The sequence below is a fragment of the Gordonia sp. N1V genome, from assembly GCF_029269935.1.
Classification (GTDB): Bacteria; Actinomycetota; Actinomycetes; order Mycobacteriales; family Mycobacteriaceae; genus Gordonia; species Gordonia polyisoprenivorans.
Map to the genome: position 1 here is coordinate 36361 of NZ_JARJDD010000011.1, position 24451 is coordinate 60811.

The following is a 24451-nucleotide window of genomic DNA, read 5'->3' on the forward strand; positions in this document are numbered from 1 at the left end:
GAACGTCGAGATGTCATCTGTGGATACCCGACCAGCGGCACCCGCCGAGAACGGTGCGCTGCGGGCGTCGGCGCCGTCGATCGAACCCGCGTTGGTACGGGTGTCGGTGCTCGGCGGCAACACCCAGCTCGACGTCGCACTTCCGGCTGCAGTCCCGGTGGCTGCGCTCCTCGGCGATCTCGTCACCCAGATCGAGTCGCGCAGCCCGCGCCGGCGAGACCCCGACGACACCGAGCCGGACCCGAGCGGCGACAACGTGCTCGATCGGCGGTCGCGATGGACCCTGTCGCGCATCGGGCAGCCGCCGCTGCCCGTGAACCGTTCGCTCGCCGACTCCGGGGTGCGTGACGGCGACCTGCTGATGGTCACCTCGGTGCGCACCGACGATTCGCCGGCACTGTTCGACGACGTCGTCGATGCCGTTGCGCGCCTGAACGAATCGCGCTTCGCCAACTGGTCGGCGCAGGGAGCCCGGGTGATCGGATTCGCCGCGGCGATCCTGGCGGGCATCGTCGGCGCGGTGCCCCTGGCCGGGATGCGGTGGCATGCCGATGTCTGGTGGCCGGCGATCCCGGCCGCGACGATGACGCTGGCGTTGGTCACCGCATCGGCCATCGTCGCCCATCGATATCGCGACGACACCACGGCGACGGTCCTGGCTGCCGCGGCCGCTCCGACGGCGTTCGTGGCCGGCATGCTCACCGTTCCCGGACCCTACGGCTCCGCGCATCTCTCGCTGGGGTTCGCGGTGGTGGTGCTCGTCTGCGTCGTGTCCTATCGGCTGAGCGCGGTCGGCGCGGTGGTGCACGCCGCCCTGCTGACCGCCTCGGTGATCGGTGGTGCGATCTCGCTGGCTGCTCTGCTCATCGACAGCTCGACGCGCAATGTCGCCGCCGTCGGCGCGGCCGCGGCCTTGCTCGTCGTCGCGATGGCGCCCCGGCTGACGATCGTGTTGGCGAAACTACCGCTGCCGCCGGTGCCGACGGCTGGTGTGCCGCTCGATCCGGACGACGCCCAGCCTGTCCCCACCATCGAGGGCATCGGCGCGATCGGAGCGATGGCTCTTCCGAAAGCCGATGCGCTCGAACGTCGTTCGTATCTGGCGAACGCCTATCTCACGGGCATCGTGGCCGGTGCCACCGCGGTGATCGGCCCCGCCGCGGTCATCACCGCGACCCCGTGGAACGGCGTCGACGCCAAGTCGATGGCACTGGCGGTCATCCTGGCCGTCGTGTTGTGCCTGCGCGGCCGCTCACACAGCGACCTCGTGCAGGCGTGTGTCCTGATCGGCGGTGGGGTGCTGACCCTCGCTGCGCTCGTCGATTCGTTGACCGCGGTCGACGGGTGGTGGCCGTTCGTCGGATTCGTGGTCGCGGCAACAGCTCTCGTTGTCGCACTCGTGGTCGGTGTGCTCGCACCCGGACATGAGTTCTCGCCGGTGATGCGACGCCTCGCCGAACTCGGCGAGTACGCCCTGATCGTGGTGATCGTGCCGCTGCTCGTCTGGATTCTCGATCTGTACCAGACGGTTCGGGACATCTAGTGGTCCGTCACGGAGCTGGGCGACCGGCGTCCGGAGTTGTCCGTCGTCGTCGTTTCCCGACCGGCCTCGCCATGGCACTGGCCGTCGCCACGCTTGTCGCCGTCTCCGGTGGTGGGCCCGCCTTCGCGCTGAGTCCGCCTCAGGTCGATCCGGGGGCGTTGAACCGGTCCGCCCCGGTGGCACCGCCCGAACCCACCGAACAACGCACGCTCTGCGCGCGACCCGTCGCCGTCACCGCCGCGAGCCAGCCCTCTCCTGCTCAACAGATGATGAATCTGGAAGAGGCCTGGCGCTTTTCGCGCGGAGCGGGACAACGCGTCGCCGTGATCGACACCGGTGTCACGCCGCATCCCCGACTGCCGCGATTGCGCGGCGGCGGCGACTATGTCTCGGGTGGCGACGGACTCGCCGACTGTGATGCGCACGGCACGCTGGTGGCCGGGCTCATCGCGGCCGCCCCGTCGCCTGACGACGCGTTCTCCGGAGTCGCACCGGATGCCTCGATCATCTCGATTCGCCAGTCCAGCAGCGCCTTCGACGCCAAGGACCGGCGTCGCGACGACGCGGACCCGGCGGTCGGCGGCGGATACGGGTCGGTGACCACCCTCGCCAACGCGGTGGTCCGCGCCGTCGACCTCGGTGCCACGGTCATCAACATCTCCGAGGTGGCGTGTTCCCCGGCGGGTGCCCGGCCCGCCGACCGTTCGCTGGGCGCCGCGGTCCGCTACGCCTTCGACCGCAACGTGGTCGTGGTGGTCGCTGCAGGCAACCTGTCGCAGGGGTCGGCGTGTGCCGAACAGAATCCGCCACCGCTACCCGGCGATCCCGACGGGTGGGGATCGGTCCAGACCGTGGCCAGTCCCGCCTGGTTCTCGCCCTATGTTCTCGCGGTGGGCTCGGTCGATGCCGGCACCGGAGCGCCGAGCTCGTTCAGCTTGCACGGGCCGTGGGTCGATGTCGCGGCACCGGGTACCGGGATCATCAGTCTCGACAGCACTCCCCGCAGTTCGTCGCTGGTCAACGCGCAGCGGAGCAACTCGGGCCCGCTTCCGTTGCTGGGTACCAGCTTCTCCACCCCGTTCGTCGCCGGCACGGTGGCATTGGTCCGCGCACGGTACCCGGGGTTGTCGGCGGGTGAGGTGATGGACCGTATCGTCCGCACCGCGCACGCCCCGGGACCGGGCCACGATCAGGCGATCGGTCACGGGGTCATCGACACTGTCGCGGCGCTGACCGCTGAGCTGCCCGAGGGACCGCTCGCCGATCCCGAGGTGCCTACGCCGATCGCGGCTCCCGCGGTCGCGACGGCACCCGATCACAGCCCGCGCAACGTCGCGCTGGTGGGCGTGGGGCTCGCCGTGGCCGTGGTGGTTGCGGTCCTGGCGCTCTCGCTACCCCATCGTCGGGTCCGTCGACTCGACCCTGACGAGTACTGACCGGAATCCGCCCACGACGGATCCGGTGTTGGGTTACTTGGCCGTTCGAGCCGGCCGCAGTTCACGCGGCAGGGCGAAGGTCAGCGTTTCCTCGGCGGTGGTGACCTTTTCGACGGAATCGAAGCCGTACTCGGACAGGAAGTCGATGACCCCACGGACCAGGACCTCCGGCACCGATGCACCCGAGGTGATGCCGACGGTCTCGACGCCGTCGAGCCAGGCCGGGTCGATCTCACGCGCATAGTCGACCAGGTAGGAGGCCGACGCGCCGTTCTGCAGCGCCACCTCGACGAGCCGCACCGAGTTCGACGAGTTCTTCGAGCCGACGACGATCACCAGATCGCACTTCGGGGCCATCGCCTTCACGGCGACCTGACGATTCTGGGTCGCGTAACAGATGTCGTCGCTCGGCGGGTCGTTGAGCTCGGGGAATCGCTCACGGAGGCGGCGCACGGTCTCCATCGTCTCGTCCACCGACAACGTGGTCTGGGAGAGCCAGATGACCTTCGATTCGTCACGCACACTCACGGTGTCGACGGCGTCGGGACCGTCCACGAGCTGGATGTGCTCCGGCGCCTCCCCCGCGGTGCCCTCGACCTCCTCGTGGCCCTCGTGACCGATGAGCAGGATGTCGTAGTCATCGCGGGCGAAGCGCTTGGCCTCTTGATGCACCTTGGTGACCAGCGGGCAGGTGGCGTCGATGGTCTTGAGGTTGCGTTGCGCGGCGGTGCGATGCACCTCCGGGGAGACGCCGTGGGCGGAGAACACGACGATGGCGCCTTCGGGTACCTCGTCGGTCTCGCCGACGAAGATCGCGCCACGCTCGGCGAGGGTGTCGACGACGTGCCGGTTGTGCACGATCTCCTTGCGGACGTAGACGGGCGCACCGTGCTTGTCGAGTGCACGCTCGACGGTCTCCACGGCGCGATCCACGCCGGCGCAATATCCCCGCGGTTCGGCGAGCAGGATGCGCTTGGATTCAGTCATGTCCCCAAGGGTACGTGTTGGACCACTCGCCGCGAGATGGCAGAGTGAACCCATGGTTCGTGCTCCTTATCCGGCCCGTATCGCCGCAGGTCTCGTCGTCACGGCCGTCGAAGAGACGCGCAAGTTGCCGACTCTGCTGTTCACCCTGCCGGTGACCGCGGTCAGCGAGACGCTGCAGTTGGCGATGCGCGCCCAACAGGGCATCGCCGAGTTGGCCATCAAGGGCGACACCGCACTGGAAATGATCTTCGACCGCCCCAGCGAAGAACCCGCGTGGGCGCGGTTCGACGAGGATGACGCCGAGGTCGCCGATACCGTCGTGCCGATCGAGTCCGGGCGGGCGAGCCTCACCGACACCACCGATGACGAGCACGACACCGCTGCGGACGACGACACCGGGCCCGCGCCGTCCGAGTCCACACCCGCCGAGTCGCCGGCCCCGCGCGCCGACGCCGGGCGATTCGCGCTGTACTCATCGGCCCCCGAGGAGGTCATCACCTCCTCGACCACCGGCCCCGGCAGTGACACCCCGGCGCCCACCGGTCCGGTGCCCGAGGTCGTCGAATACACCGAATACGACAACCTCACCCTGGCCCAGCTGCGTGCCAAGCTGAGGTCGGTCGGCGTCGACGAACTCTCCGAGTTGCTCGCCTACGAGAAGGCCAACCGCAACCGCGCGCCGTTCATCACCATGATCGACAATCGGATCACCGCGGCCGAGAACAAGCGCTCGCCATCGAAGTGAGCGGTGGCGGTTCGGCCAATTCGGCCGACAACCCGTGGCCGGTGCGCACCGTCAACACGAAGATCGGCGACTGGATTCACCGGCTCGGCCAGATCTGGGTGGAGGGCCAGGTCACCCAGATCAGCCGCCGCCCCGGTACGCGCACATCGTTTCTGACGCTGCGCGATCCGGCCGCCGACATCTCCATCTCGGTGACCTGCAGCCCCGATCTGCTGGCCCGCACCGAGGTCCCGATCACCGATGGGGCTCATGTGGTGATGCTCGGTCGTCCCAGCTACTACACCGGCCGCGGCACGATCTCGTTGCGCGTCAGCGACATTCGCCCCATCGGCGTGGGTCAGCTGCTGTTGCGCATCGAGCGGCTACGGCAGCTGCTGGCCGCCGAGGGACTCTTCGACGCGCGTCTGAAACGTCCGATCCCGTTCCTACCGCGCACCATCGGCCTGATCTCCGGCCGCGCCAGTGCCGCGCAACGCGACGTGGTGTCGGTGGCCTCGGCGCGGTGGTCGGCGGTGCGCTTCGATGTGCGCGATGCACCGGTGCAGGGCCCGACGGCGGTACCGCGGATCATCGGCCACCTTCGCGAGCTCGACGCGCACGCCGACATCGACGTCATCATCATCGCCCGCGGCGGCGGCAGCGTCGAGGACCTGTTGCCGTTCTCCGACGAGGCGCTGTTGCGGGCGGTCGCCGCGTGTTCGACGCCCGTGATCAGCGCGATTGGCCACGAACCCGACAATCCGCTCCTGGACTTCGTCGCCGACATCCGTGCCGCCACCCCCACCGACGCGGCCAAACGCGTGGTCCCCGACGTGGAGGCCGAACTCGCCGGGATCGCCGCCCTGCGCCGCCGCAGCGCGCACGCCCTGCGCAACTGGGTGCACCGCGAGGACCGGGTGATCGCCGGCCTTCGTGCTCGCCCGGTGCTCGCCGATCCGTTCACCGTGCTCGACCGACACAACGAACGCGTCGACCGACTGCGAGCCGATCTGCGTCGTACCCTCATCGGCCGACTCGACACCGAGGACCGCCGCACCGAACATCTCGTGGCCCGGCTGGCGACGCTGGGGCCTGCTCAGACGCTGGCCCGCGGCTACGCGGTCGTGCAGCGCGTCGACACCGACCCGCCGCACGTGCTCGACTCCGTGGACGGTCTGCCGACGTCGGCGCGGCTACGAATCCGGTTGGGCGACGGATCGATTCACGCCGACGTCACCTCGATCGAATCGGCCGCGCACTCCCCTCACCACCACGACGCCCCTCACCACCACGACGAGACCGACGACCATACGCAGGAGGAACAGTGAGTCCCCAACGGGCAGCCAAGAATTCGGCTTCACAAAAGGCCAACACCTCCGACGACGGACGCACCCCGATCGACGAACTCGGATACGAACAAGCCCGCGACGAACTCAACGAAGTGGTCGCGGCCCTGGAGCGCGGAGGCCTCGACCTCGACGCCTCGCTCGCGCTGTGGGAACGCGGCGAGGCGCTCGCCGATCGCTGCGAGGCCCACCTCGCCGGCGCACGCGAACGCATCGAGGCGGTGCTCAACGACGGTGAGGAATTGGACGAGGAGGACGCGTCGGAGGATGACGACGAGTTCGACGACTGAGCTTGGAGTCAGAAGAACACGAGGAGCACAGTGGCCGAAGCGACGATGATCTCCGAGTGCACCAGTCCCACCGACGTGGCCGTGCTGCGATGGGCCTGGGCGCGGGAAACCGCGCCGGAGATACCGGCGTGGTCGGCCGATGCCGAGTTCGTCACTGAGGTTGAGCGCTGGATGACTGCCCCGCACCGGTCCGTGTGGACCGCCGTTACGGAGGTCGTGGCAGCGGATCGCACAACGTCGGCCGCGGTGGGCATGGTCTGTCTGACCGAATACACGCGCATGCCCAGTCCCAGGTCTGTCGCCGCGGAATCGTGGGGATATCTCGGGCATCTCTACGTAGCTGCCGAACATCGAGGCCGCGGCATCGGCCACGACCTCATCGAAGCGGTACTCAGATTCGCCGACGCTCGAGGCTACACCAAGGTCGTTCTGTCCCCGACCTCGAAATCCGTTCCGCTATACGCACGTTGCGGATTCAGCACTGACAACGATCTGATGGTTCGCTATCGCTGACGCGGTGCGCGTCAACCCCTACCCGGCAGCGGCTGCTGCTCCATCACCGATTCGGCCATCGTGGCCATCCCGCTGTCGGAACCGGTGGACATGACCGCGATTCGGACCGACCCGAGGTCGGTGATCCAGAATTTGTTGCCGTCGTGGGTGCTGTAGGTCACCCAGCGCTGCCCACCGATCTCACGGGTGCCGGTCCCCGAGGCCACGGTCGAACCATCGGCGAGATGGTCGACGAGTTCGTCCTCGGACGCGTCGGTCTGGGTCAGCTGCACGTAGCTACCGCTGTTGGTGATCCAGCCGACGTTGCTGACCACGTGTCCGGCCACGTTCTCACGGCTGCCCGAACTCGGTTTCCATCCGGCGGGGTCCGGCGGCTTGCGGATCGGGAAGGGCAGCGTCTGCGAGTCCGAGAGCAGCGCACCCTGCACGTCGAACGGGCTGCGCCGGTCGTCGGAGGCACTTCCGGTGAGCCCCACCGAGCAGTTCCCCGAGGCGATCGCGACGAGCGCGCAGATCGCCAACAGCGGAATGATCGACCAGATCATGTCCTTACCGCTGACGAGATAGCGCGGTTTCTGGGCCATGGGGCTCAGTATTCCAGCCGACACACGCCGTTCGGCAAATCGCCCATCCGCCGTTTACCGGCCGCACGCAACCGCACGGATCGATCACACCGGGCGGTGACCAGCGCATCGAGGTGACATGCGAGGATGGAGGGCAGTCGCACCGCCGCACGCCGAGGAGTCCAAGACATGACCGAAGCCACCCCCCAGGCCCCTGACCGCAACCTCGCGATGGAGTTGGTGCGAGTCACCGAGGCCGCCGCGTTGGCAGCCGGACGCTGGGTGGGTCGTGGCGACAAGAAGGGCGGCGATGGTGCCGCCGTCGACGCGATGCGTGAGCTGCTCTCGACGGTGTCGATGCGCGGCGTCGTGGTGATCGGTGAGGGCGAGAAGGATGAAGCCCCGATGCTGTTCAACGGCGAAGAGGTCGGCGACGGCAGCGGACCCGACTGCGACGTCGCGGTCGACCCCATCGACGGGACCACCCTGATGGCCGAGGGCCGCCCCAACTCGATCGCGGTGATCGCGGTGTCCGAGCGCGGCACCATGTACGACCCGTCGGCGGTGTTCTACATGGACAAGATCGCCGTGGGGCCGGAGGCCAAGGGCGCCATCAACATCGACGAATCGGTGGAATGGAACATCAACTCCGTCGCCAAGGCCAAGGGCATCGACGTCGCCGACCTGACCGTCGTCGTCCTCGACCGGCCGCGCCACGCCGATCTGATCGGCGAGATCCGACAGGCCGGCGCCAAGATCCGCCTCATCTCCGACGGCGACGTCGCGGGGTCGATCGCCGCTGCGGGCGACTACAGCACCGTCGACATGCTGATGGGTGTCGGTGGTACCCCCGAGGGCATCATCACCGCTGTCGCGATGAAGTGCATGGGCGGCGAGATCCAGGGCAAGCTCTGGCCGCGCAACGAGGAAGAGCGCAAGAAGGCACTCGACGCCGGCCACGATCTCGACCGTGTGCTCGGCACCAACGATCTGGTCAGCGGTGAGAACTCGTTCTTCTGCGCGACCGGCGTCACCAACGGCGACATGCTGCGCGGCGTTACCTACCGACCCGGCGGCGCCACCACGCGTTCGCTGGTCATGCGCTCCAAGTCGGGCACCATTCGCCGGATCGAGGCCGTCCACAAGACCGCCAAGCTCCGCGAGTACGCACGCCTGAGCATCTGAGTCCTCGCGAGGAGCACCCGGACGACACACGTGGTTCTGTACGCAACCGAGCCGGCGGCCGCCGACGGTGAGCCGGCCCTGCCGGCCTGGACGGCGGTGAGCACGGAGGAGTGCGATTCAGCCATCGAGGCACGCTGGCGAACCGAGGGACATCGCATAGCCGAGCTTCTCGCTGCTGAGATCGGCGACTACGCCGACATCGAGCACCGCTTCTGAAAGCGCACCGGCCCCAGTTCGGGCCGGTGCGCCACTACCCCTGAGGCTCAAACGTTTCCGAGTGGCCGCGGATCGAAGGTGACCCGGATGCGGGTGATCAGTCCGTCCTCGACATGGCTCCAATTGGCGGTCGGCAACGTGGCGCCGTCCTTGGTCACCAGGTCGAACCAGGTGATGACGTCGTCGCCGTCGGCCACACGGGCGTGCAGGACGAGGTCATCCATGATCGATTCGGCCATGCCCCGCAGTCCGGCGAGGCAGGCGTCGGCGCCGTCGGCAACACCCATGACGCCGACGAAGCTCACGTCGGGGGCGAGCACCGACCGCAACCGGTCGAAATCTCTTGTGCGCCAAGCATCGAAGTAGGTCTCAGCGACGGTACGGGTGGTCTCGGTGGTGGAGATCATCTCTGTCATGACTCCATGGTGGAGTCCGAGAGTCCATCCGTCCAACAGATCTTTCGGATAGCATCTATCATTTTCAGCAATGGAACTGCATCAGTTGCGATACGTGACCGCGGTCGTCGACGCCGGCACGTTCACCGCCGGCGCGCAGACCGTGCGTGTCAGCCAGTCCGGGGTGTCCACCCAGATCGCGAAGCTCGAACGCGAACTAGGCGTGACGCTTTTCGATCGCACCTCGCGGCGGGTGTCGCTCACCGCGGAGGGCCGCACGCTGCTTCCGGTGATCCGTCAGGCCCTGAGCGGCATCGACGCCGTCACCGACACGGCCAACGCGATCCGCGGTGTGATGACCGGATCGCTGCATGTCGGAGCCGTCACCGGACTGACGTGGGATCCGCTCGTCGACGCGCTTGCGGTGATGCACGACAGTCACCCGGGGATCGACGTCCGGCTGATCGAGGGTCTCTCCGACGATCTGATGCGCGCGGTGCGTGACGGCGGGCTCGACGTCGCCGTCGCCGGATGGGCGGGCGAGGCCCCGGCCGACATGCTCACCCACGTCATCGTCGAGGACGCGTTGTGCGCGGTCCTCGCCCCCGATCATCCGTGGGCGTCGTCGACGACCCTGGACACCGCGCACCTGTTGACCGCCGATCTGATCTCCTTGCCGGTCGGTACCGGGGCACGCGCCGCACTCGATGCCGCAGCTGCTCGTATCGGGATGACCACAACCCCACGCTGGGAGGTCACGACGCCCGCCCAGGTGAGCCTGCTGGCCCGGCGCGGCATCGGCGTCGGTGCACTCAGCGAGAACACCGCGGCCGGCTTCGACGGCGTCGTCGCGGTGCCCCTTGCCGACGCCGCAGCCCGCTCGAGTCTCGGGGTCGTCTCGCGCCGCGATCCGTCGGCGGCCGCGCAGGCGTTCCGCTCCCTGCTCGGGCTCTGAGGTGCCGCGCTAGGATTTCCGCGTGAGCAAACCAGCCCTTGCTCCGGAGTTCCGCTATGCCGATTTGCTGCCCTCCGGCGCCGATGACACCCCGTATCGACTGATCACCACCGAGGGGGTCTCGACCTTCACCGCCGATGGTCAGACCTTCCTCAAAGTCGCCCCCGAGGCCTTGCAGCGACTGACCGCCGAGGCGATGCACGACATCAGCCACTATCTGCGGCCCGCGCACCTCGCGCAGTTGCGCAAGATCATCGACGATCCGGAGGCCTCGGGCAACGACCGCTTCGTCGCGCTCGACCTGCTCAAGAACGTCAACATCTCCGCCGGCGGCGTGCTGCCGATGTGCCAGGACACCGGTACCGCGATCGTCATGGGCAAGAAGTCCGAGGGGGTGCTCACCGGGGTCACCGACGGTGAGTGGATCTCACGCGGTGTCTACGACGCCTACACCAAGCTCAATCTGCGGTATTCGCAGCTGGCGCCCCTGACCACCTACGACGAGACGAACACGGGCACCAATCTGCCTGCGCAGGTGGAGATCTACTCCACCGAGCAGGGACCGAAGGGCCCCGAATACAAGTTCTTGTTCATGGCCAAGGGTGGCGGTAGCGCCAACAAGTCGTTCCTGTTCCAGGAGACCAAGGCCATCCTGAATCCCAAGCGGCTGCTGGAGTTCCTGGACGAGAAGATCCGCTCGCTCGGCACCGCAGCCTGCCCGCCGTATCACCTCGCGGTGGTCATCGGTGGAACCTCCGCCGAGTTCGCGTTGAAGACGGCGAAATACGCCTCGGCTCATTATCTCGACACCCTGCCCACCGAGGGATCGATGGCCGCACACGGCTTCCGGGACGTCGAATTGGAGGAGGAGGTGTTCAAGCTCACCCAATCCTTCGGCATCGGAGCACAATTCGGCGGCAAGTACTTCTGCCACGACGTCCGCGTCGTGCGCCTGCCGCGCCACGGCGCCTCCTGTCCGGTCGCGATCGCGGTGTCGTGTTCGGCCGACCGCCAGGCATTGGGCAAGATCACCGCCGATGGCGTGTTCCTCGAGCAGCTCGAAACCGATCCCGCCCAATACATGCCGGACGCCGGGGTCGCCGAGGACATCGAGGGCGGCGCGGTCGTCGACGTCGACCTGAACCGCCCGATGAGTGAGATCCTGGCGGAGCTGTCCAACTACCCTGTCAAGACCCGGCTTTCGCTCACCGGCCCGCTCGTCGTCGCCCGAGACATCGCGCATGCCAAGATCGCCGAGCGCCTCGACGCGGGTGAACCGATGCCGCAGTACCTGCGCGATCACCCTGTCTACTACGCCGGACCGGCGAAGACCCCGGAGGGTATGGCCTCGGGCTCGTTCGGACCGACCACGGCCGGCCGCATGGACTCCTATGTCGAGAAGTTCCAGGCGGCGGGCGGCTCGATGGTCATGCTGGCCAAGGGCAACCGCTCCAAGCAGGTCACCAATGCCTGTGCGGCACACGGTGGTTTCTATCTCGGCTCGATCGGTGGCCCGGCTGCACGGCTGGCGCTTGATTGCATCAGGAGCCAGGAGGTCATCGAATACCCCGAGCTCGGTATGGAAGCCGTCTGGAAGATCGAGGTCGAGAACTTCCCGGCGTTCATCGTCGTCGACGACAAGGGCAACGACTTCTTCACCGATCCTGGTGGCGCGGTGACCGTCCCGCTGGGTGGGGTGCGCATCCGGTCGAAGGAGCGCTGAGCGGGCTTACGCCGTAGATCGATGCCACCATGTGACACCGATCTACGGCGATGACGGACATGCCGGGCATCCGGCGACGGTTCCCCGCCATCCACGGGCGCGCAGCGCGCGGGCGATCTTCGTCGCTGTGGCACACGGACGTTCGTACACCTGTCCCCATCCCAGACGAAGCGTCAGCCGATCGCCGTGAACCGCGGCGTCGAGGTCACGTTCGAGGTCGCGGTCGCGTGCCACCGGACCGTCGTGACCGAGTCGGCCGTCGAGTTCGACGACGAGACCGAAGTTGACGAACTCCACATCGCGCAGGCCCCGACGTCCCACGGTGGTCGGCGCCTGCCGGATCGGCGCAGGAAGACCATGGGCCCGTTCAACTTTCGTCAGGTATCCGTGCTCGAGAACCGAACACGTGCCGTCCCGTACATCACGGAGAACGCCCTCGACGAACCGTCGGTGCGCGATCCGTGGCCGGCGGCGCAGCGCCGCGAGCAGGCGGTCTGCGGTGGTTCGGCGAGCCTGCACCGCATCTGCCAGGCAGGCGACGACGCGCGCCGACGACGACGACGCATCGACGACATCGAGCACGGCCTCCTCGATACGCAGGCGCGGGGGACGCGCATGCCAGAGCACCCTGTCGTCCAGCCGAGAGCCGTAGTGGACGACCACACCCTGGCGTCTGGTCACCCGGCGTTGTCGGTCTACGACGATGTGCACCGGCTGGGTCGGCGCCACGTCGCCGTCGAGTATCGCCGATGAGTGACTCAGCGCCGCCGGAAACGCGTCGAGTACCGCACTCCACTGGCGCTGTCGTGCGGTCAGTGGCCCGGTGTGATCGACATAGACGCCGGGGAACACCGTCGCCCATTCCCGGCACCGCACCATGCGGCGGACGAAGGCTGCGGAGAATCCACAGTCGATCACCTGCCCGCGGGTGATGACACCGTCCTGCGACGCGAGCAGGTCGTCGAGACGAGCCGTGTCGGGCGCAGCAACAGTCATGGCGCACAGTGTGACCGCTCGACGGCGCCATTGGTCGCCCGCGAGGAGGATCTGTGGACAACTCGGTCGAGACCACCACTTGTGCCGTACTTTCGTGTCGCCCAGTGACACCGAAGTACGGCATGGTCTGTCGACAGGCCTGCGCGCCGGGCTGCACACGCGACGAGTAGCGTGAATTGAGGTAGTCCTAACTCGCCGTCGACCATCGGAGGACGCAGCACCATGACCGAGCAGCAGTACCGCATCGAGCACGACACCATGGGCGAGGTCAAAGTCCCCGTCGACGCGCTGTGGCGGGCCCAGACCCAGCGCGCCGTCGAGAACTTCCCGATCAGCCACCGCCCACTCGAGCGCACCCAGATCCGGGCGATGGGACTGCTCAAGGCGGCGTGCGCGCAGGTCAACAAGGATCTCGGGCTACTCGATGCGGCGAAGGCCGACGCCATCATCGCCGCGGCCAAGGAGATCGCCGACGGCCGCCACGACGACCAGTTCCCCATCGATGTCTTCCAGACCGGCTCGGGCACCAGCTCCAACATGAACACCAACGAGGTCATCGCCTCGATCGCCAATGCGGCCGGCGTCGAGGTCCATCCCAACGACCACGTCAACATGTCGCAGTCGTCCAACGACACCTTTCCGACCGCCACCCACGTCGCCGCCACCGAGGCCGCGGTCAGCGATCTGATCCCGGCGCTCGACCATCTCCGGCTGGCCCTGTTGGAGAAGTCGAACGAGTGGCGTGAGGTCGTCAAGAGCGGTCGCACCCACCTGATGGATGCGGTACCGGTGACCCTGGGCCAGGAGTTCGGCGGTTATGCCCGCCAGGTCGAGGCCGGTATCGAACGCATCACCTCGACACTCCCCCGGGTCGGCGAACTGCCGATCGGCGGAACGGCCGTCGGCACCGGACTCAACGCGCCGGCCGGCTTCGGCACCAAGGTCGTCGCCGAACTGCGCAAGCTCACCGACGTCGACGCCCTCTCACTCGCCAAGGACAACTTCGAGGCGCAGGCCGCCCGGGACGGGCTGGTCGAACTGTCGGGTCAGCTGAAGACGGTCGCGGTGTCGCTGACCAAAATCGCCAACGACGTCCGCTGGATGGGGTCGGGCCCACTCACCGGCCTCGGCGAAATCCAGCTGCCCGATCTGCAGCCCGGCAGCTCGATCATGCCCGGCAAGGTCAATCCCGTTCTGCCCGAGGCGGTCACCCAAGTCGCCGCACAGGTCGTCGGCAACGACGCCGCGGTCACCTGGGGTGGCGGCAACGGCGCCTTCGAGCTGAACGTGTACATCCCGATGATGGCACGCAACGTGCTGGAGTCGCTCAAGTTGCTGGCCAACGTGTCCCGGCTGTTCGCCGACCGCTGCATCTCCGGCCTCGTCGCCCACGAGGAGCGCCTCAAGACGCTTGCCGAGAGTTCTCCGTCGATCGTCACCCCGCTCAACTCGGCGATCGGGTACGAGGAGGCGGCCGCGGTCGCCAAACAAGCCCTCAAGGAGGGCAAGACGATTCGGCAGACCGTCATCGACCGTGGCCTCATCGGCGACAAGCTCAGCGAGGCCGAGCTCGACAAGCGGCTCGACGTGCTGAAGATGGCGAATCTCGACCGCGAACGCTGATCGGCGACGAATCTCCCTCGGAGCGCACTACGGTCTTCAGAGATGGGCGACGCAACGACGACCGAGCAGAGCACCGGCGACCTCGCCGACTTCCCGACCCGGTGGCACACCGGTCTGGCGTTGGTCGCCCACCCAGACGATCCCGAATACGGGATGTCCGCCGCGGTGGCGCGATGGGTCGGCGAGGGCAAGCGCATCGTCTACGCGCTGGCCTCCAGCGGCGAGAAAGGCATCGCGGGGATGGACCCGGACGAGGCCGGTCCACTGCGTGAGCAGGAGCAACGCGAAGCCGCATCCATCGTCGGGGTCGACGAGGTGGAATTCTGGGGCTTTCCCGACAGCGACATCGCCAACAGTGAGGCCCTGCGCGCCCGGATCACCGAGACGATCATGGCCGTCGACCCCGACGTGATCATCTCGCTCTTCGGTGGCGACCACTGGGCACCCGGCGCGCCCAACCAACGCGACCACATCGAGTTCGCCGCTGCGGTCGTCGACGCCTACGACGCGCTCCTACCGCGCGCACATCAGCGGTGGCTGTTCGAGAACGGTCCGAACGCCAGCCATGCCGTCGAGGTCGGCGACGAGGTCGAGGTTGCAGTGAGATCCCTTGCCGCGCATCGTAGGTATCTGGAGGTCCTCGACCCCGACACTCCGGTCGACGAGCAGGCCCGCGCCCAGATCGAGAAGGTCACCGCGCCCAGGGAGGATTTCGGGGGCCGACGTGCGGTCGCTTTCACACTGGTGCGCGACGGTGACACCGACCCCGACCATTGACCACTGACACGGCTACGCCGCCGATCCCACATGGATCGACGGCGTCGCCTCGTCACCTCACGGATGTGGTTGTCAGCCACCGACTCCCAGCATCGACGGCAGGATGCCGACGAGTTGATTGAGCAACTGGGTCAGGGCATTGTCGTCGAGGAGTCCACTCGTGGTGCCCGACTGCGGGGTTCCCGACTGCGGGGTTCCTGATTGGGGGGTTCCCGACTGGGGCGTTGATTGCGGTGTCGTCAGCGCCGGCGCATTACCCGTGGGCGCAGCCTGATTGACACCGATGGTGATCTTCGGGCTCTTGGCGGGATCCAGCCAGGTCAAGATGTTGCGCAGCACATCCTTGTCGATCGCCACACAACCCATCGTCGGCTCGCCGGTACTGGCATGCAGGAAGATCGCCGACGCCTTGCCGGGGATGCGCTGCGGATTGGACGCGATGTTGACCGCGTAGTCGTACGCGGGTCCGGCGTCGTAGAGGTTCTCACTGTCCCCGCCGGGACTCTGCGCCTGGTGCACGTGCGTGTTGTAGGTGGGTGACTTCATGTTGGAGTCCCACCAGTCCTGCTGTGTCACCTGGAAATACGGCATCTTGGTGCCGGGATTGGCCAGCCGCCCGAAGGCCTGGTCGAGCGCGAAGGTGCCTTGCGGGGTGCGGTAGACGTTGTCGGCGGGCTCGCCCATTCCCACCTCCCCCAGGAACGCCTGGGTCGGCCCGAACACCGGCTTCCAGCCACCACTGGCGGAGTCGCGTTCGAACGCCGTGAGCGTCGCCTTCTGGTCACTCGCCTTGGGTGCGGTCACCACGACCAGCTGACTTGTCTGACTCGACTGCGTCCCACCGCCGGACGAGCCGGTCCCGGAGAGAGTGTCGAGGACTTTGTCGAGTTCGGGGATGCCGGTCTGCGGAATGCTGATGCCGCCGGGCAGCGTCGCACCGGGAGTGGCCGGCGTGGTCGGGGTCGTCGGCGTGGTCGATGGGGCGGCAGTCGCGATGCCGGCACCACCGGCGAAAGCGGCCAGCACCGCAATCACCATTAGTCCCAAAAACCTCATTCGCCTCATCAGTAACTTCTGCACCACACCAGTGTGGCAAAAGGCAAGAGGCGATGAGTCTCGCGATGGTCACGGTGCGACATGGATCCGATCACCACCGCCTCCTTGAATCTGAACTCACCCTCAACTAGGGTCCTTCCAGTGATGCAGACCACAGTGCATCACCGGATCTCGCTCGCATCGAAGGGAAGCGCATGTCCACCGTCACCACCGTCAACGGTCCGATCTCCTCGGACGACCTCGGTCGCACCCTCATCCACGAACACGTCTTCGTCGTCGGCGAGGAGTATCGGCTCAACTATCAGGACGACTGGGACGAAGAGCGCAAGATCGACGAGGCCGTCCGCGACCTCAACGAACTCAAGTCCCTGGGCATCGACACCATCTTCGACCCGACGGTCCTCGGTCTCGGTCGGTACATCCCTCGCATCCAGAAGATCGCCGAGCAGGTCGACCTCAACATCGTCGTCGCGACCGGGCTCTACACCTACAACGAGATCCCCTTCCAGTTCCATTACACCGGCCCGGGCTTGCTCTTCGACGTCGACGAACCGCTCGTCACCTATTTCGTGCGCGATCTCACCGAGGGCATCGCCGACACCGGCGTGCGCGCGGCGTTCTTGAAGTGCGCCATCGAGGAACAGGGGCTCACCCCGGGCGTCGAGCGGGTGATGCGCGCGGTCGGGCAGGCCAGCGTCGCCACCGGCGCCCCCATCACCGTGCACACCAATCCGCACACCGAATCCGGGCTCGTCGCCCAGCGTGTGCTCGCCGAGGAGGGTGCCGATCTGAGCAAGGTCGTCATCGGACACTCCGGAGACAGCACCGACCTCGACTATCTGATGAAGATCGCCGACGCCGGGTCGATCCTGGGCATGGATCGGTTCGGGCTCGATGTCTTGTTGCCCTTCGACGATCGCATCAACACCATCGTCGAACTGTGCAAACGCGGATACGCCGATCGCATCGGTCTCGCGCACGACGCCGCATGCTTCATCGACTGGTTCGATCCCGAGGCCAAGAAGCAGGCGGTGCCCAAGTGGAATTACCGCCACATCAGCGAAGACGTCCTACCGACCCTGCGTGAACGCGGAGTCTCCGACGAGCAAATCACCACGATGCTCGTCGAGGTCCCCCGCCGTTACTTCGAGTGAGAGGCACCTCATGAACACTCCTGTCGCAGCCAACCCTGTTGCCGCACTGTGGAACAACGCCGAGCAGCATCCCGATCGCATCGCGGTACGCAGCGGGTCGCGAGCGCTGACCTACGCCGACCTTCGGGCCCGCATCGCCCGGGCCGCGGCCCGATTCGCCGCCGCCGGGGTGGCGCCCGGGGACCGCGTCCTGCTCATCGCACCGACCATCCCCGAATTCCCGATCGTCTACTACGGTCTGCACACCCTCGGCGCCACCGTCATCACCATGAACGTGATTTCGACGGTTCCCGAGATCGATTACGTCGTCGACGATTCGGGCACGACGATGATCGTCGCCTGGCAGGACTGTGCGACCAATGCCCGCAAGGTCGCCGAGCAGCGGGGGCTGCCCTTCGCCGAGATCCGGCCCTTCGAGGAAGATGCCACCGAGATCGACGGCGTGACAACGTATGTCGAGCGTGACGAGCACGAGACCGCGGTGATCCTCTACACCTCCGGCACCACCGGCAAACCCAAGGGCGCACAGCTGAGCATCGCGAACGTCAACGCCGCACCACAGGCGTTCCGCGACCCATTGCGCCTGCACGACACCGAGCGATGGGCCACCGCGTTACCCTTGTTCCACTGTTTCGGTCAAGTGGTCGTCATGCACGGCGCACTCACCTGGGCGGGCACGTTGTCGCTGATGAGCCCCTTCACGCCGACCGAGTTCATGGATCGCCTGCGCGACGAGCACATCACGATCGCGTGCGGAGTGCCCACCATGTGGAACGCCATGCTGCAGGTCACCGGGGGCTACACCCCAGGCGATTTCGCCGACCTACGACTGGCCTGCTCGGGCGGCGCCTCTCTTCCCGGTGAGGTGATCCGCGTCTTCGAGGAGCGGTTCGGCTGCTCCATCCTCGAGGGCTACGGCCTCACCGAGACCGCAGGCACCGCCACCTTCCGCAATCTCGACGGTCCGCCCAAGGTGGGGACCGTGGGGACAGCGCTGCCCGGCTTCCGGATCGAGATCCGCGACCCCGACGGCACCGTCCTGCCCGCCGACGAGGTCGGCGAGATCTTCATCAGCGGCCCGACGGTGATGACCGGCTACTGGAATCGGCCCGACGCCACCGCGGCCGAGCTCGTCGACGGATGGCTGCGCACCGGCGATCTGGGCTCAATGGACGCCGACGGCGACGTCCGCATCGTCGATCGCGCCAAAGACCTCATCATCCGCGGCGGCTACAACGTGTATCCCCGTGAGGTCGAGGAGGTCCTCTACACCCACCCCGACATCGTCGAGGTTGCCGTCATCGGAATACCCGACGACCATTACGGCGAGGAGATCGCCGCCGTCGTCGCGGTGCGCCCGGGTGCCACGATCGAGCAGGACACGTTGCGCGAGTGGGCAAAAGAACGTCTGTCGGCCTATAAGGTGCCGCGCATCGTGCACGTCGTCGACGAACTCCCCAAGGGGGCAACCGGCAAGATCCTCAAGCGGGCCATCGACCGCGCACCGCTGGCCTCGGTTCCGCACTGACCACAGGCCCACCACTACGCTATGTCGCCCGTCATAGTGCAGGCTCATCGCGGTGTTGACCACAGAGCCCTGGCTGCCGGACCTTACCCCCGAGTAATGTTCGACCAGCCTCGCGAGAACGCGAGGCGGAAGGGTCGGGTCCTCACACATGCCACCGCTGAGTCGGATTGCGCGACTTCAGATCACCGCGATCGTCGTCCTCGGACTGGTGGTCAGTGTGGTGGCGGGGATCTGGCTGGTCCACGTGAACCGCGTCGTCGGTGTCGGGGTCTACACGGTGACCGCCCATCTCCCCGATTCCGGGGGCATCTTCACCAATGCCGAGGTCACTTACCTCGGCATACCGGTCGGCCGCGTCGGGCCGCTGCATCTCACGCGTGACGGCGTCGACGTCGAGCTCCAGCTGGACTCGGGAGCGGCGAAGGTCCCGGCGTCGGCAATGGCGGTCGTCGCGAACCGATCCGCGATCGGCGAACAGTTCATCGACCTCCAGCCGACCCGCGGCGATGACGATGCGCACCTCCACGACGGGTCGACGATCACGAGGTCCTCGGTACCACCGCCTCTCGATGAGGTGGTGGCCTCCACCGTGCGACTCGCACAATCGATACCGCTCGACGATCTGCACACCGTGATCACCGAGCTCGGGAAAGCGCTGAACGGACAGGGCGACAACCTGTCCCGGCTCGTCAACTCGTTGTCGACGCTGGCCGCCGAGGGTGCCGACAATCTACCCGCGACGATCGGAGTGATCCGCGACGCGAATTCGGTACTGGCCACCCAGGCCGACCAGTCCGACGCCATTCTCACCTGGTCTCATGGGCTCGACGTGCTCACGGCAACGCTGTCGGCATCCGATCCCGACCTGCGCCGGCTGCTGACCACCGGGAGCGCCTCGGCAACCCAGCTCTCAGAACTGGTGCAACGCAACGGTGGTGACGCCGCAAAGGTCGTCCACGACCTGGCGTCGGTGATGCGCACGCTCCGACCTGCCACCTACACCACGTCCTTGACGTTCGCGATGCTGTCCAACCTCTCGGCCGGCAGCCACTCCACCGCCCCCGGCGACGGGCAGATCCATTTCGGTGTCGTGCTCGAGACGAACAACCCACCGGCATGCACTCAGGGATACGAAGGCACCACCCGCATCATCGACGAGATGAAACGCGCCAACCCGGATTTCGACATCCGCTACGACGACTTCCCATTCAACACGAGTGCCGGATGCACTGTTCCACAAGGCAATCCGACGGGCGTCCGCAGTGCCGCACGAACCGTCTACGCCAATCCGAACACGCCGCAGCCATGGGATTCGACACCCAAGAAGGACCCCGACCGCCTCGACCTGACCCCGCTGGCCCGGCAACTGGCCGCGCTCATGGGCGTCCGACCGGTCTGAGTGCGATCACCGTCGAGACGGTCGGCGATCACCACTCCGTAAGCCGATGGCGTTGGCCCACAACCGGGTTGCAGTGAACACCATCTGATCCAGATCGGCATCGTCGCCGAGTGCGAAGGCCTGGTAGGCCATCCGCGAGACCATGCCCGAGAGAGCGCTCGCCGCAGCCAGCGGGTCGAGTTCAGGATCTGCGAGGCCGCGGTTCTGGAGATCCTTGATGTGCCTGGCATTTCGGGTGGCGAACACGAGCCCACGCTGACGCCGCTTCTCGCGGAACTCCGGAATGTTGGCGGTCACCTGCTCGAGAACGAGCCGTAATCCGGCGTTGCGCTTGTACGCCTCGAAGTACGCGCGGTTGGCGGCCTCGAGCACCGCATACGGATCCTCGTGCGGATCGGTTTCGATGTGCGGGAGCCCGGGATGCAGCATGTCCTCGTGGGCGAGCGCGAGGACGGCGTCGAGGACCTCTTCCTTGCTGTCGAAATAGGTGTAAAAGGTGCCCGTCGAACACTTCGCCTCGGCCGTGATGTCGGTGAGTCGCGCGTCGGAGAAGCCGTCGCGCTCGAAGATCCGTCGCGCGGCGGCAATCAGGGCGGAGCGGGTGCGCTCGCCGCGCGCGGTCACCGGCGGGGCCTTGTCCCCGTCGGTCACCGCCAGAGGGGGCAGTGGCTGCTCCCCCACCGGCTGTGTCCCCACCGCGCGCGAATCACGTGCAGTCATGCCGACATCTTCTCACCCATCGGCGTTCTCATCCGAGTCCGGCCGCGTCGGCGACGGCGATGGCCCGCGCGACCAGACTGTCGATCACCTCGTCGGTGGGGACGCCGGCGGCGGCTCGGTTCGCCGGATTGTCCCGCGCACGACGGAGCACGCCCTCGGCGATGATCGCGACCTTCCACAGTCCGAGTGCGTGCCAGAACTGCAGGGCTCTCGCGTCACGGCCGGTGCGGTCGAGGTACATCTCGGCCAGCTGGTCGCGGGTCGGGAACCCCTCGAGCAGTTCCACCGGCGCCGCACTGAGCGGCGGTTCACCGGCCGCCGGCCAGTACGCCAAGGTGCTGCCGATGTCGGCGAGCGGATCACCCAGGGTCGACAACTCCCAATCCAGTGCCGCCCGTACCCTTCCACTCTCCGGATCGATCATGACGTTGCGGATGTGGAGGTCCCCGTGGACCAGTCGGGTCTCCCGTTGTTCGGGGGCACTTGCCGACAGTCGTCGGGTCAACTCGTCCAGCGCCGGGATCTCGCGGGTCTTCGACTTCTCCCACTGCGCGCTCCACCTCTTGAGTTGGCGTGCCGCGTAGGGCGTGTGGCTCGCCAGGTCGGCCAAACCGGCCTGCTCGATGTCCACGTCGTGGATGCGGGCGAGGGTGTCGATCATCGACTCCCCCACCGCCCGCCGTATCGCGGGCGAGAGCGCCTGCGCCGCCGGGAGCCGGTCCAGGACGACACCGTCCACGAACTCCATCACCACCAGCGGAACAGGACTCACCGACTCGTCGGTGCACACACCGAGGACGGCCGGAACCGCGACGTCGGTCGGGGCCAGCGCAGCGAGGATGCGCGCCTCACGCGCCACGTCATGCGCCGAGGCCAGCAGGGTGCCGACCGGCGGACGACGCAGCACCCATCGGCCATCGGCGTCATCGGTGAGGAGATAGGTGAGATTCGACTGACCGAATCCGACGCGCGTACACCGCACCGTGCCGGCCCACTCGATACCCGCTCCGCGCAGCCAGCCGAGCAGGGCGACGGGATCGACCTCGGCGATCTCCGCCAGATCCCCCACCACGTCGGTCTCACTCATTACCCGCTCCCCACTCGATCACCGGACTCTCTTGCGCTGCAACGGCTTCCCGCCTTCGATCAGTACCGGGCCGAGAGCGCGTCGTCGGACACGCCGGCCACCGTCTCCGGCACCGTGGCGGCTTCCCGGAAACTGCGCAACTCGCGGCGGGCGATCGCGCGCTTGTGTACCTCGTCGGGACCGTCGGCCAGGCGCAGCGTGCGCAGGTGCGCGTAGGCCATGGCCAGCGGGAAGTCGTCGGTGACACCGGCACCTCCGTGGACCTGGATGGCGCGGTCGATGATCTTGAGCGCCATGTTGGGTGCAGCCACCTTGATGGCGGCGATCTCGGTCGCCGCGGCCTTGTTGCCGACGGTGTCCATCATGTACGCGGCCTTGAGGGTCAGCAGCCGCACCATTTCGATGTCGATGCGCGCCTCGGCGATCCAGTCCTGGATGTTGGCGCGGTCGGCCAGTGGCTGTCCGAACGTCGAGCGTGCGGCCGCTCGCCGACACATGAGTTCCAGTGCCCGCTCGGCCATCCCGATGGTGCGCATGCAGTGATGGATGCGGCCCGGCCCCAGACGCGCCTGTGCGATCGCGAATCCCTCACCCTCTCCTTTGAGGACGTCGGTCGCGGGCACCCGGACGTTCTCGAACACCAACTCGCCGTGGCTCTCCCGGTCGACGTAGCCGAAGACCGGCAGGTTGCGCAGGATGGTGAGACCTTCTGCGTCGGTGGGCACCACCATCATCGACTGCTGTCGATGGGTGGGGGCGGTGGGATCGGTCTTGCCCATCACGATGAGTACCTTGCAGTCGGGCCGCACCGCGTTGGAGGCGAACCACTTTCGTCCGTTGAGGACGTACTCGTCGCCGTCACGGACCATCTGCAACTCGATGTTGGTCGCGTCGGAGCTGGCGACCGCGGGCTCGGTCATCGCGAATGCCGAGGCGATCTCTCCGTCGAGCAGGGGCTTGAGGTAGCGCTGCTTGTGTTCGTCGGTGCCGAAGAGGGTCAGTACCTCGATGTTGCCGGTGTCGGGGGCGTTGCAGTTGAACACCTCCGGCGCCCAACCGACCCGTCCCATGATCTCGGCGAGATGCGCGTACTCCAGGTTCAACAGCCCCGGCCCCCATTCGGCGTAGGGGTGGAACAGATTCCACAATCCTTCGGCCTTAGCCTTCGCCTTGAGTTCGATCAGGATGTCCGGGGTGGCATGGGGATTGGCCGACTCCCGCATCTGCTGGTCGTAGACGGCCTCGTTGGGATAGACGTAGGTGTCCATGAAGGCCAGCAGCTTCTGCCGGTATTCCTCGGCGCGCGGTGATGGCTCGAACAATGTCATGGTTGTCTCCTCGATGAGAGCGGTTGTGGTCTCGACGGATTCGCCGACGGTGGCGCTTCAGGCGTCCTGCGGGGCGAGCAACGCGGCCTGATAGCGCCGCATGCCGCGCAGCCACCTGTCGTAGTCGGCGCCCTTCTGTCGGTACATCTCGAGTACCTCCGGATGCGGCAGGATCAGGAAACGCTCATCGGCGATCGCCGCCAGCACGAGGCCGGCGACCTCCTCGGGGGTGATCACCGCGCCGGCGGTCTCGACCGCTCGTTGCATCAGGCGCTCGCCGTCGGTGTCCGGCGCATGGTCGGGACGCAGCAGCTTGGTGTCGACGCCCATCGGGCACAGACAACTGACGCGTATGCCGGCGTCGCCGTAGGTGGCGCTGAGCCACTCGGCGAACCCGACCGCCGCATGCTTGGTCACCGAGTAGGTCGCCGACCCCAGTTGGGTGAGCAAGCCGGCCGCCGACGCAGTGCTGACGAAGTATCCGCGGCCGCGTTCGCTCCACTCGGGCACGAGCCGACGCGCGGCGCGTACGTGTGCCATCAGGTTCACGTCGATGACGGTGTCCCAGTCGTCGTCGGTGACATCCAGACCCGCCGCACCGCCGATTCCGGCGTTGGCGAAATACAGATCAACGGGGCCGAAATGCTCACCGGCCGTGGCGAGCACGTCGTCGATGTGCGCGTTGTCCGAGGCGTCGCCGGCCAGCGCAATCGCCTGGCCACCGGCCTCGATGATCGCCTCGGCGGTGCGCGCGACGGCGTCGGAATCGAGGTCGGTCAGCACCACGCGGACGCCGGCAACGCTCAGCGCGCGGGCGATCGCGCCACCGATGCCGCCGCCGGCACCGGTGACCACGGCAACTGTGTTCTGGATCTCCATGCCCCGACCGTACTTGAACCCGGTTTCA

At 67.1% G+C, this 24451-nt stretch carries 24 protein-coding genes; 15 read left to right on the top strand and 9 right to left on the bottom strand.

Annotation, left to right across the window (positions count from 1 at the left end; genetic code table 11):
• Positions 1-10 precede the first annotated feature (10 nt).
• Positions 11-1543, top strand: a complete 1533-nt coding sequence (gene eccD, locus P3L18_RS15390; protein ID WP_276114538.1) for a type VII secretion integral membrane protein EccD — start codon at positions 11-13, stop codon at positions 1541-1543.
• Positions 1544-1614: 71 nt separating this feature from the next.
• The gene (gene mycP, locus P3L18_RS15395) at positions 1615-2979 is read left to right on the top strand and encodes a type VII secretion-associated serine protease mycosin (RefSeq protein ID WP_276114539.1); all 1365 of its coding nucleotides are present in this window, start codon (positions 1615-1617) and stop codon (positions 2977-2979) included.
• 33 nt (positions 2980-3012) lie between these two features.
• Here the strand turns inward: mycP and P3L18_RS15400 are convergent, their stop codons facing one another.
• On the bottom strand, positions 3013-3966 hold the full coding sequence (locus P3L18_RS15400) for a 4-hydroxy-3-methylbut-2-enyl diphosphate reductase (RefSeq protein WP_014359464.1): 954 nt from the start codon (positions 3964-3966) through the stop codon (positions 3013-3015).
• Between the two features lie 52 nt (positions 3967-4018).
• On the opposite strand from P3L18_RS15400, the gene P3L18_RS15405 reads away from it, so the two are divergent.
• The 4 genes from P3L18_RS15405 to P3L18_RS15420 are packed head-to-tail and all read left to right on the top strand — an operon-like array spanning position 4019 to position 6839.
• Positions 4019-4711, top strand: coding sequence for a lipid droplet-associated protein (locus tag P3L18_RS15405; RefSeq protein ID WP_276114540.1), 693 nt, complete (start codon positions 4019-4021; stop codon positions 4709-4711).
• Positions 4708-6018 carry an exodeoxyribonuclease VII large subunit gene (gene xseA, locus P3L18_RS15410; protein ID WP_276114541.1) on the top strand — a complete coding sequence of 437 codons (1311 nt, stop codon included), beginning with the start codon at positions 4708-4710 and terminating at the stop codon, positions 6016-6018. Before P3L18_RS15405 ends, xseA begins: the two co-directional genes overlap by 4 nt.
• Complete coding sequence (locus tag P3L18_RS15415; protein WP_276114542.1) at positions 6015-6326, top strand: exodeoxyribonuclease VII small subunit; 312 nt, start codon at positions 6015-6017, stop codon at positions 6324-6326. The genes xseA and P3L18_RS15415 overlap by 4 nt, the downstream gene beginning before the upstream one ends.
• Before the next feature lie 30 nt (positions 6327-6356).
• On the top strand, positions 6357-6839 hold the full coding sequence (locus P3L18_RS15420; RefSeq protein ID WP_276114543.1) for a GNAT family N-acetyltransferase: 483 nt from the start codon (positions 6357-6359) through the stop codon (positions 6837-6839).
• Positions 6840-6850: 11 nt separating this feature from the next.
• Here P3L18_RS15420 and P3L18_RS15425 read toward each other — a convergent pair whose 3' ends face one another.
• Positions 6851-7423: a DUF4245 domain-containing protein gene (locus P3L18_RS15425; RefSeq protein WP_276114544.1), complete on the bottom strand. Its 573-nt coding sequence runs from the start codon at positions 7421-7423 to the stop codon at positions 6851-6853.
• Positions 7424-7591: 168 nt separating this feature from the next.
• Here P3L18_RS15425 and glpX point away from each other — a divergent pair, with 168 nt between their 5' ends.
• A complete protein-coding gene (gene glpX / locus P3L18_RS15430; protein ID WP_014359458.1) occupies positions 7592-8587 on the top strand; it encodes a class II fructose-bisphosphatase in 996 nt (331 codons plus the stop codon).
• A gap of 30 nt (positions 8588-8617) precedes the next feature.
• Entirely contained in the window at positions 8618-8803 is a 186-nt protein-coding gene (locus P3L18_RS15435) for a hypothetical protein (protein ID WP_276114545.1), read from the top strand.
• Positions 8804-8850: 47 nt separating this feature from the next.
• Here P3L18_RS15435 and P3L18_RS15440 read toward each other — a convergent pair whose 3' ends face one another.
• The gene (locus tag P3L18_RS15440; protein ID WP_276114546.1) at positions 8851-9219 is read right to left on the bottom strand and encodes a nuclear transport factor 2 family protein; all 369 of its coding nucleotides are present in this window, start codon (positions 9217-9219) and stop codon (positions 8851-8853) included.
• 70 nt (positions 9220-9289) lie between these two features.
• Here P3L18_RS15440 and P3L18_RS15445 point away from each other — a divergent pair, with 70 nt between their 5' ends.
• Together P3L18_RS15445 and P3L18_RS15450 are read left to right on the top strand one after the other, a co-directional pair.
• Positions 9290-10153: a LysR family transcriptional regulator gene (locus tag P3L18_RS15445; protein ID WP_276114547.1), complete on the top strand. Its 864-nt coding sequence runs from the start codon at positions 9290-9292 to the stop codon at positions 10151-10153.
• Between the two features lie 22 nt (positions 10154-10175).
• Positions 10176-11876 (top strand): fumarate hydratase, encoded by a 1701-nt coding sequence (locus P3L18_RS15450; RefSeq protein WP_276114548.1) that lies wholly within the window; start codon positions 10176-10178, stop codon positions 11874-11876.
• 42 nt (positions 11877-11918) lie between these two features.
• Here the strand turns inward: P3L18_RS15450 and P3L18_RS15455 are convergent, their stop codons facing one another.
• A complete protein-coding gene (locus P3L18_RS15455) occupies positions 11919-12872 on the bottom strand; it encodes a type IV toxin-antitoxin system AbiEi family antitoxin domain-containing protein (protein ID WP_276114549.1) in 954 nt (317 codons plus the stop codon).
• A gap of 222 nt (positions 12873-13094) precedes the next feature.
• On the opposite strand from P3L18_RS15455, the gene P3L18_RS15460 reads away from it, so the two are divergent.
• Positions 13095-14495, top strand: a complete 1401-nt coding sequence (locus P3L18_RS15460) for a class II fumarate hydratase (protein WP_276114550.1) — start codon at positions 13095-13097, stop codon at positions 14493-14495.
• Positions 14496-14537: 42 nt separating this feature from the next.
• Positions 14538-15272: a PIG-L family deacetylase gene (locus P3L18_RS15465; protein WP_006372250.1), complete on the top strand. Its 735-nt coding sequence runs from the start codon at positions 14538-14540 to the stop codon at positions 15270-15272.
• A 72-nt stretch (positions 15273-15344) separates the two neighbouring features.
• Here the strand turns inward: P3L18_RS15465 and P3L18_RS15470 are convergent, their stop codons facing one another.
• On the bottom strand, positions 15345-16328 hold the full coding sequence (locus tag P3L18_RS15470; RefSeq protein ID WP_276114551.1) for a L,D-transpeptidase family protein: 984 nt from the start codon (positions 16326-16328) through the stop codon (positions 15345-15347).
• Between the two features lie 194 nt (positions 16329-16522).
• Here P3L18_RS15470 and P3L18_RS15475 point away from each other — a divergent pair, with 194 nt between their 5' ends.
• From P3L18_RS15475 to P3L18_RS15485, 3 genes are all read left to right on the top strand, one after another.
• Positions 16523-17482, top strand: coding sequence for a phosphotriesterase (locus tag P3L18_RS15475; RefSeq protein WP_014359450.1), 960 nt, complete (start codon positions 16523-16525; stop codon positions 17480-17482).
• 10 nt (positions 17483-17492) lie between these two features.
• A complete protein-coding gene (locus P3L18_RS15480; RefSeq protein ID WP_276114552.1) occupies positions 17493-19010 on the top strand; it encodes an AMP-binding protein in 1518 nt (505 codons plus the stop codon).
• 148 nt (positions 19011-19158) lie between these two features.
• On the top strand, positions 19159-20409 hold the full coding sequence (locus tag P3L18_RS15485) for an MCE family protein (protein WP_276114553.1): 1251 nt from the start codon (positions 19159-19161) through the stop codon (positions 20407-20409).
• A 6-nt stretch (positions 20410-20415) separates the two neighbouring features.
• On the opposite strand, the gene P3L18_RS15490 is transcribed toward P3L18_RS15485, so the two are convergent.
• From P3L18_RS15490 to P3L18_RS15505, 4 genes are read right to left on the bottom strand one after another with little or no spacing between them, the layout of a single operon-like run.
• Positions 20416-21129: a TetR/AcrR family transcriptional regulator gene (locus P3L18_RS15490; protein WP_079929194.1), complete on the bottom strand. Its 714-nt coding sequence runs from the start codon at positions 21127-21129 to the stop codon at positions 20416-20418.
• Between the two features lie 28 nt (positions 21130-21157).
• Positions 21158-22216, bottom strand: coding sequence for a phosphotransferase family protein (locus P3L18_RS15495; protein ID WP_276114554.1), 1059 nt, complete (start codon positions 22214-22216; stop codon positions 21158-21160).
• Positions 22217-22275: 59 nt separating this feature from the next.
• A complete protein-coding gene (locus P3L18_RS15500; protein WP_276114555.1) occupies positions 22276-23544 on the bottom strand; it encodes an acyl-CoA dehydrogenase family protein in 1269 nt (422 codons plus the stop codon).
• Between the two features lie 57 nt (positions 23545-23601).
• Positions 23602-24423 carry an SDR family oxidoreductase gene (locus tag P3L18_RS15505; RefSeq protein ID WP_276114556.1) on the bottom strand — a complete coding sequence of 274 codons (822 nt, stop codon included), beginning with the start codon at positions 24421-24423 and terminating at the stop codon, positions 23602-23604.
• Between the last annotated feature and the right edge of the window lie 28 nt (positions 24424-24451).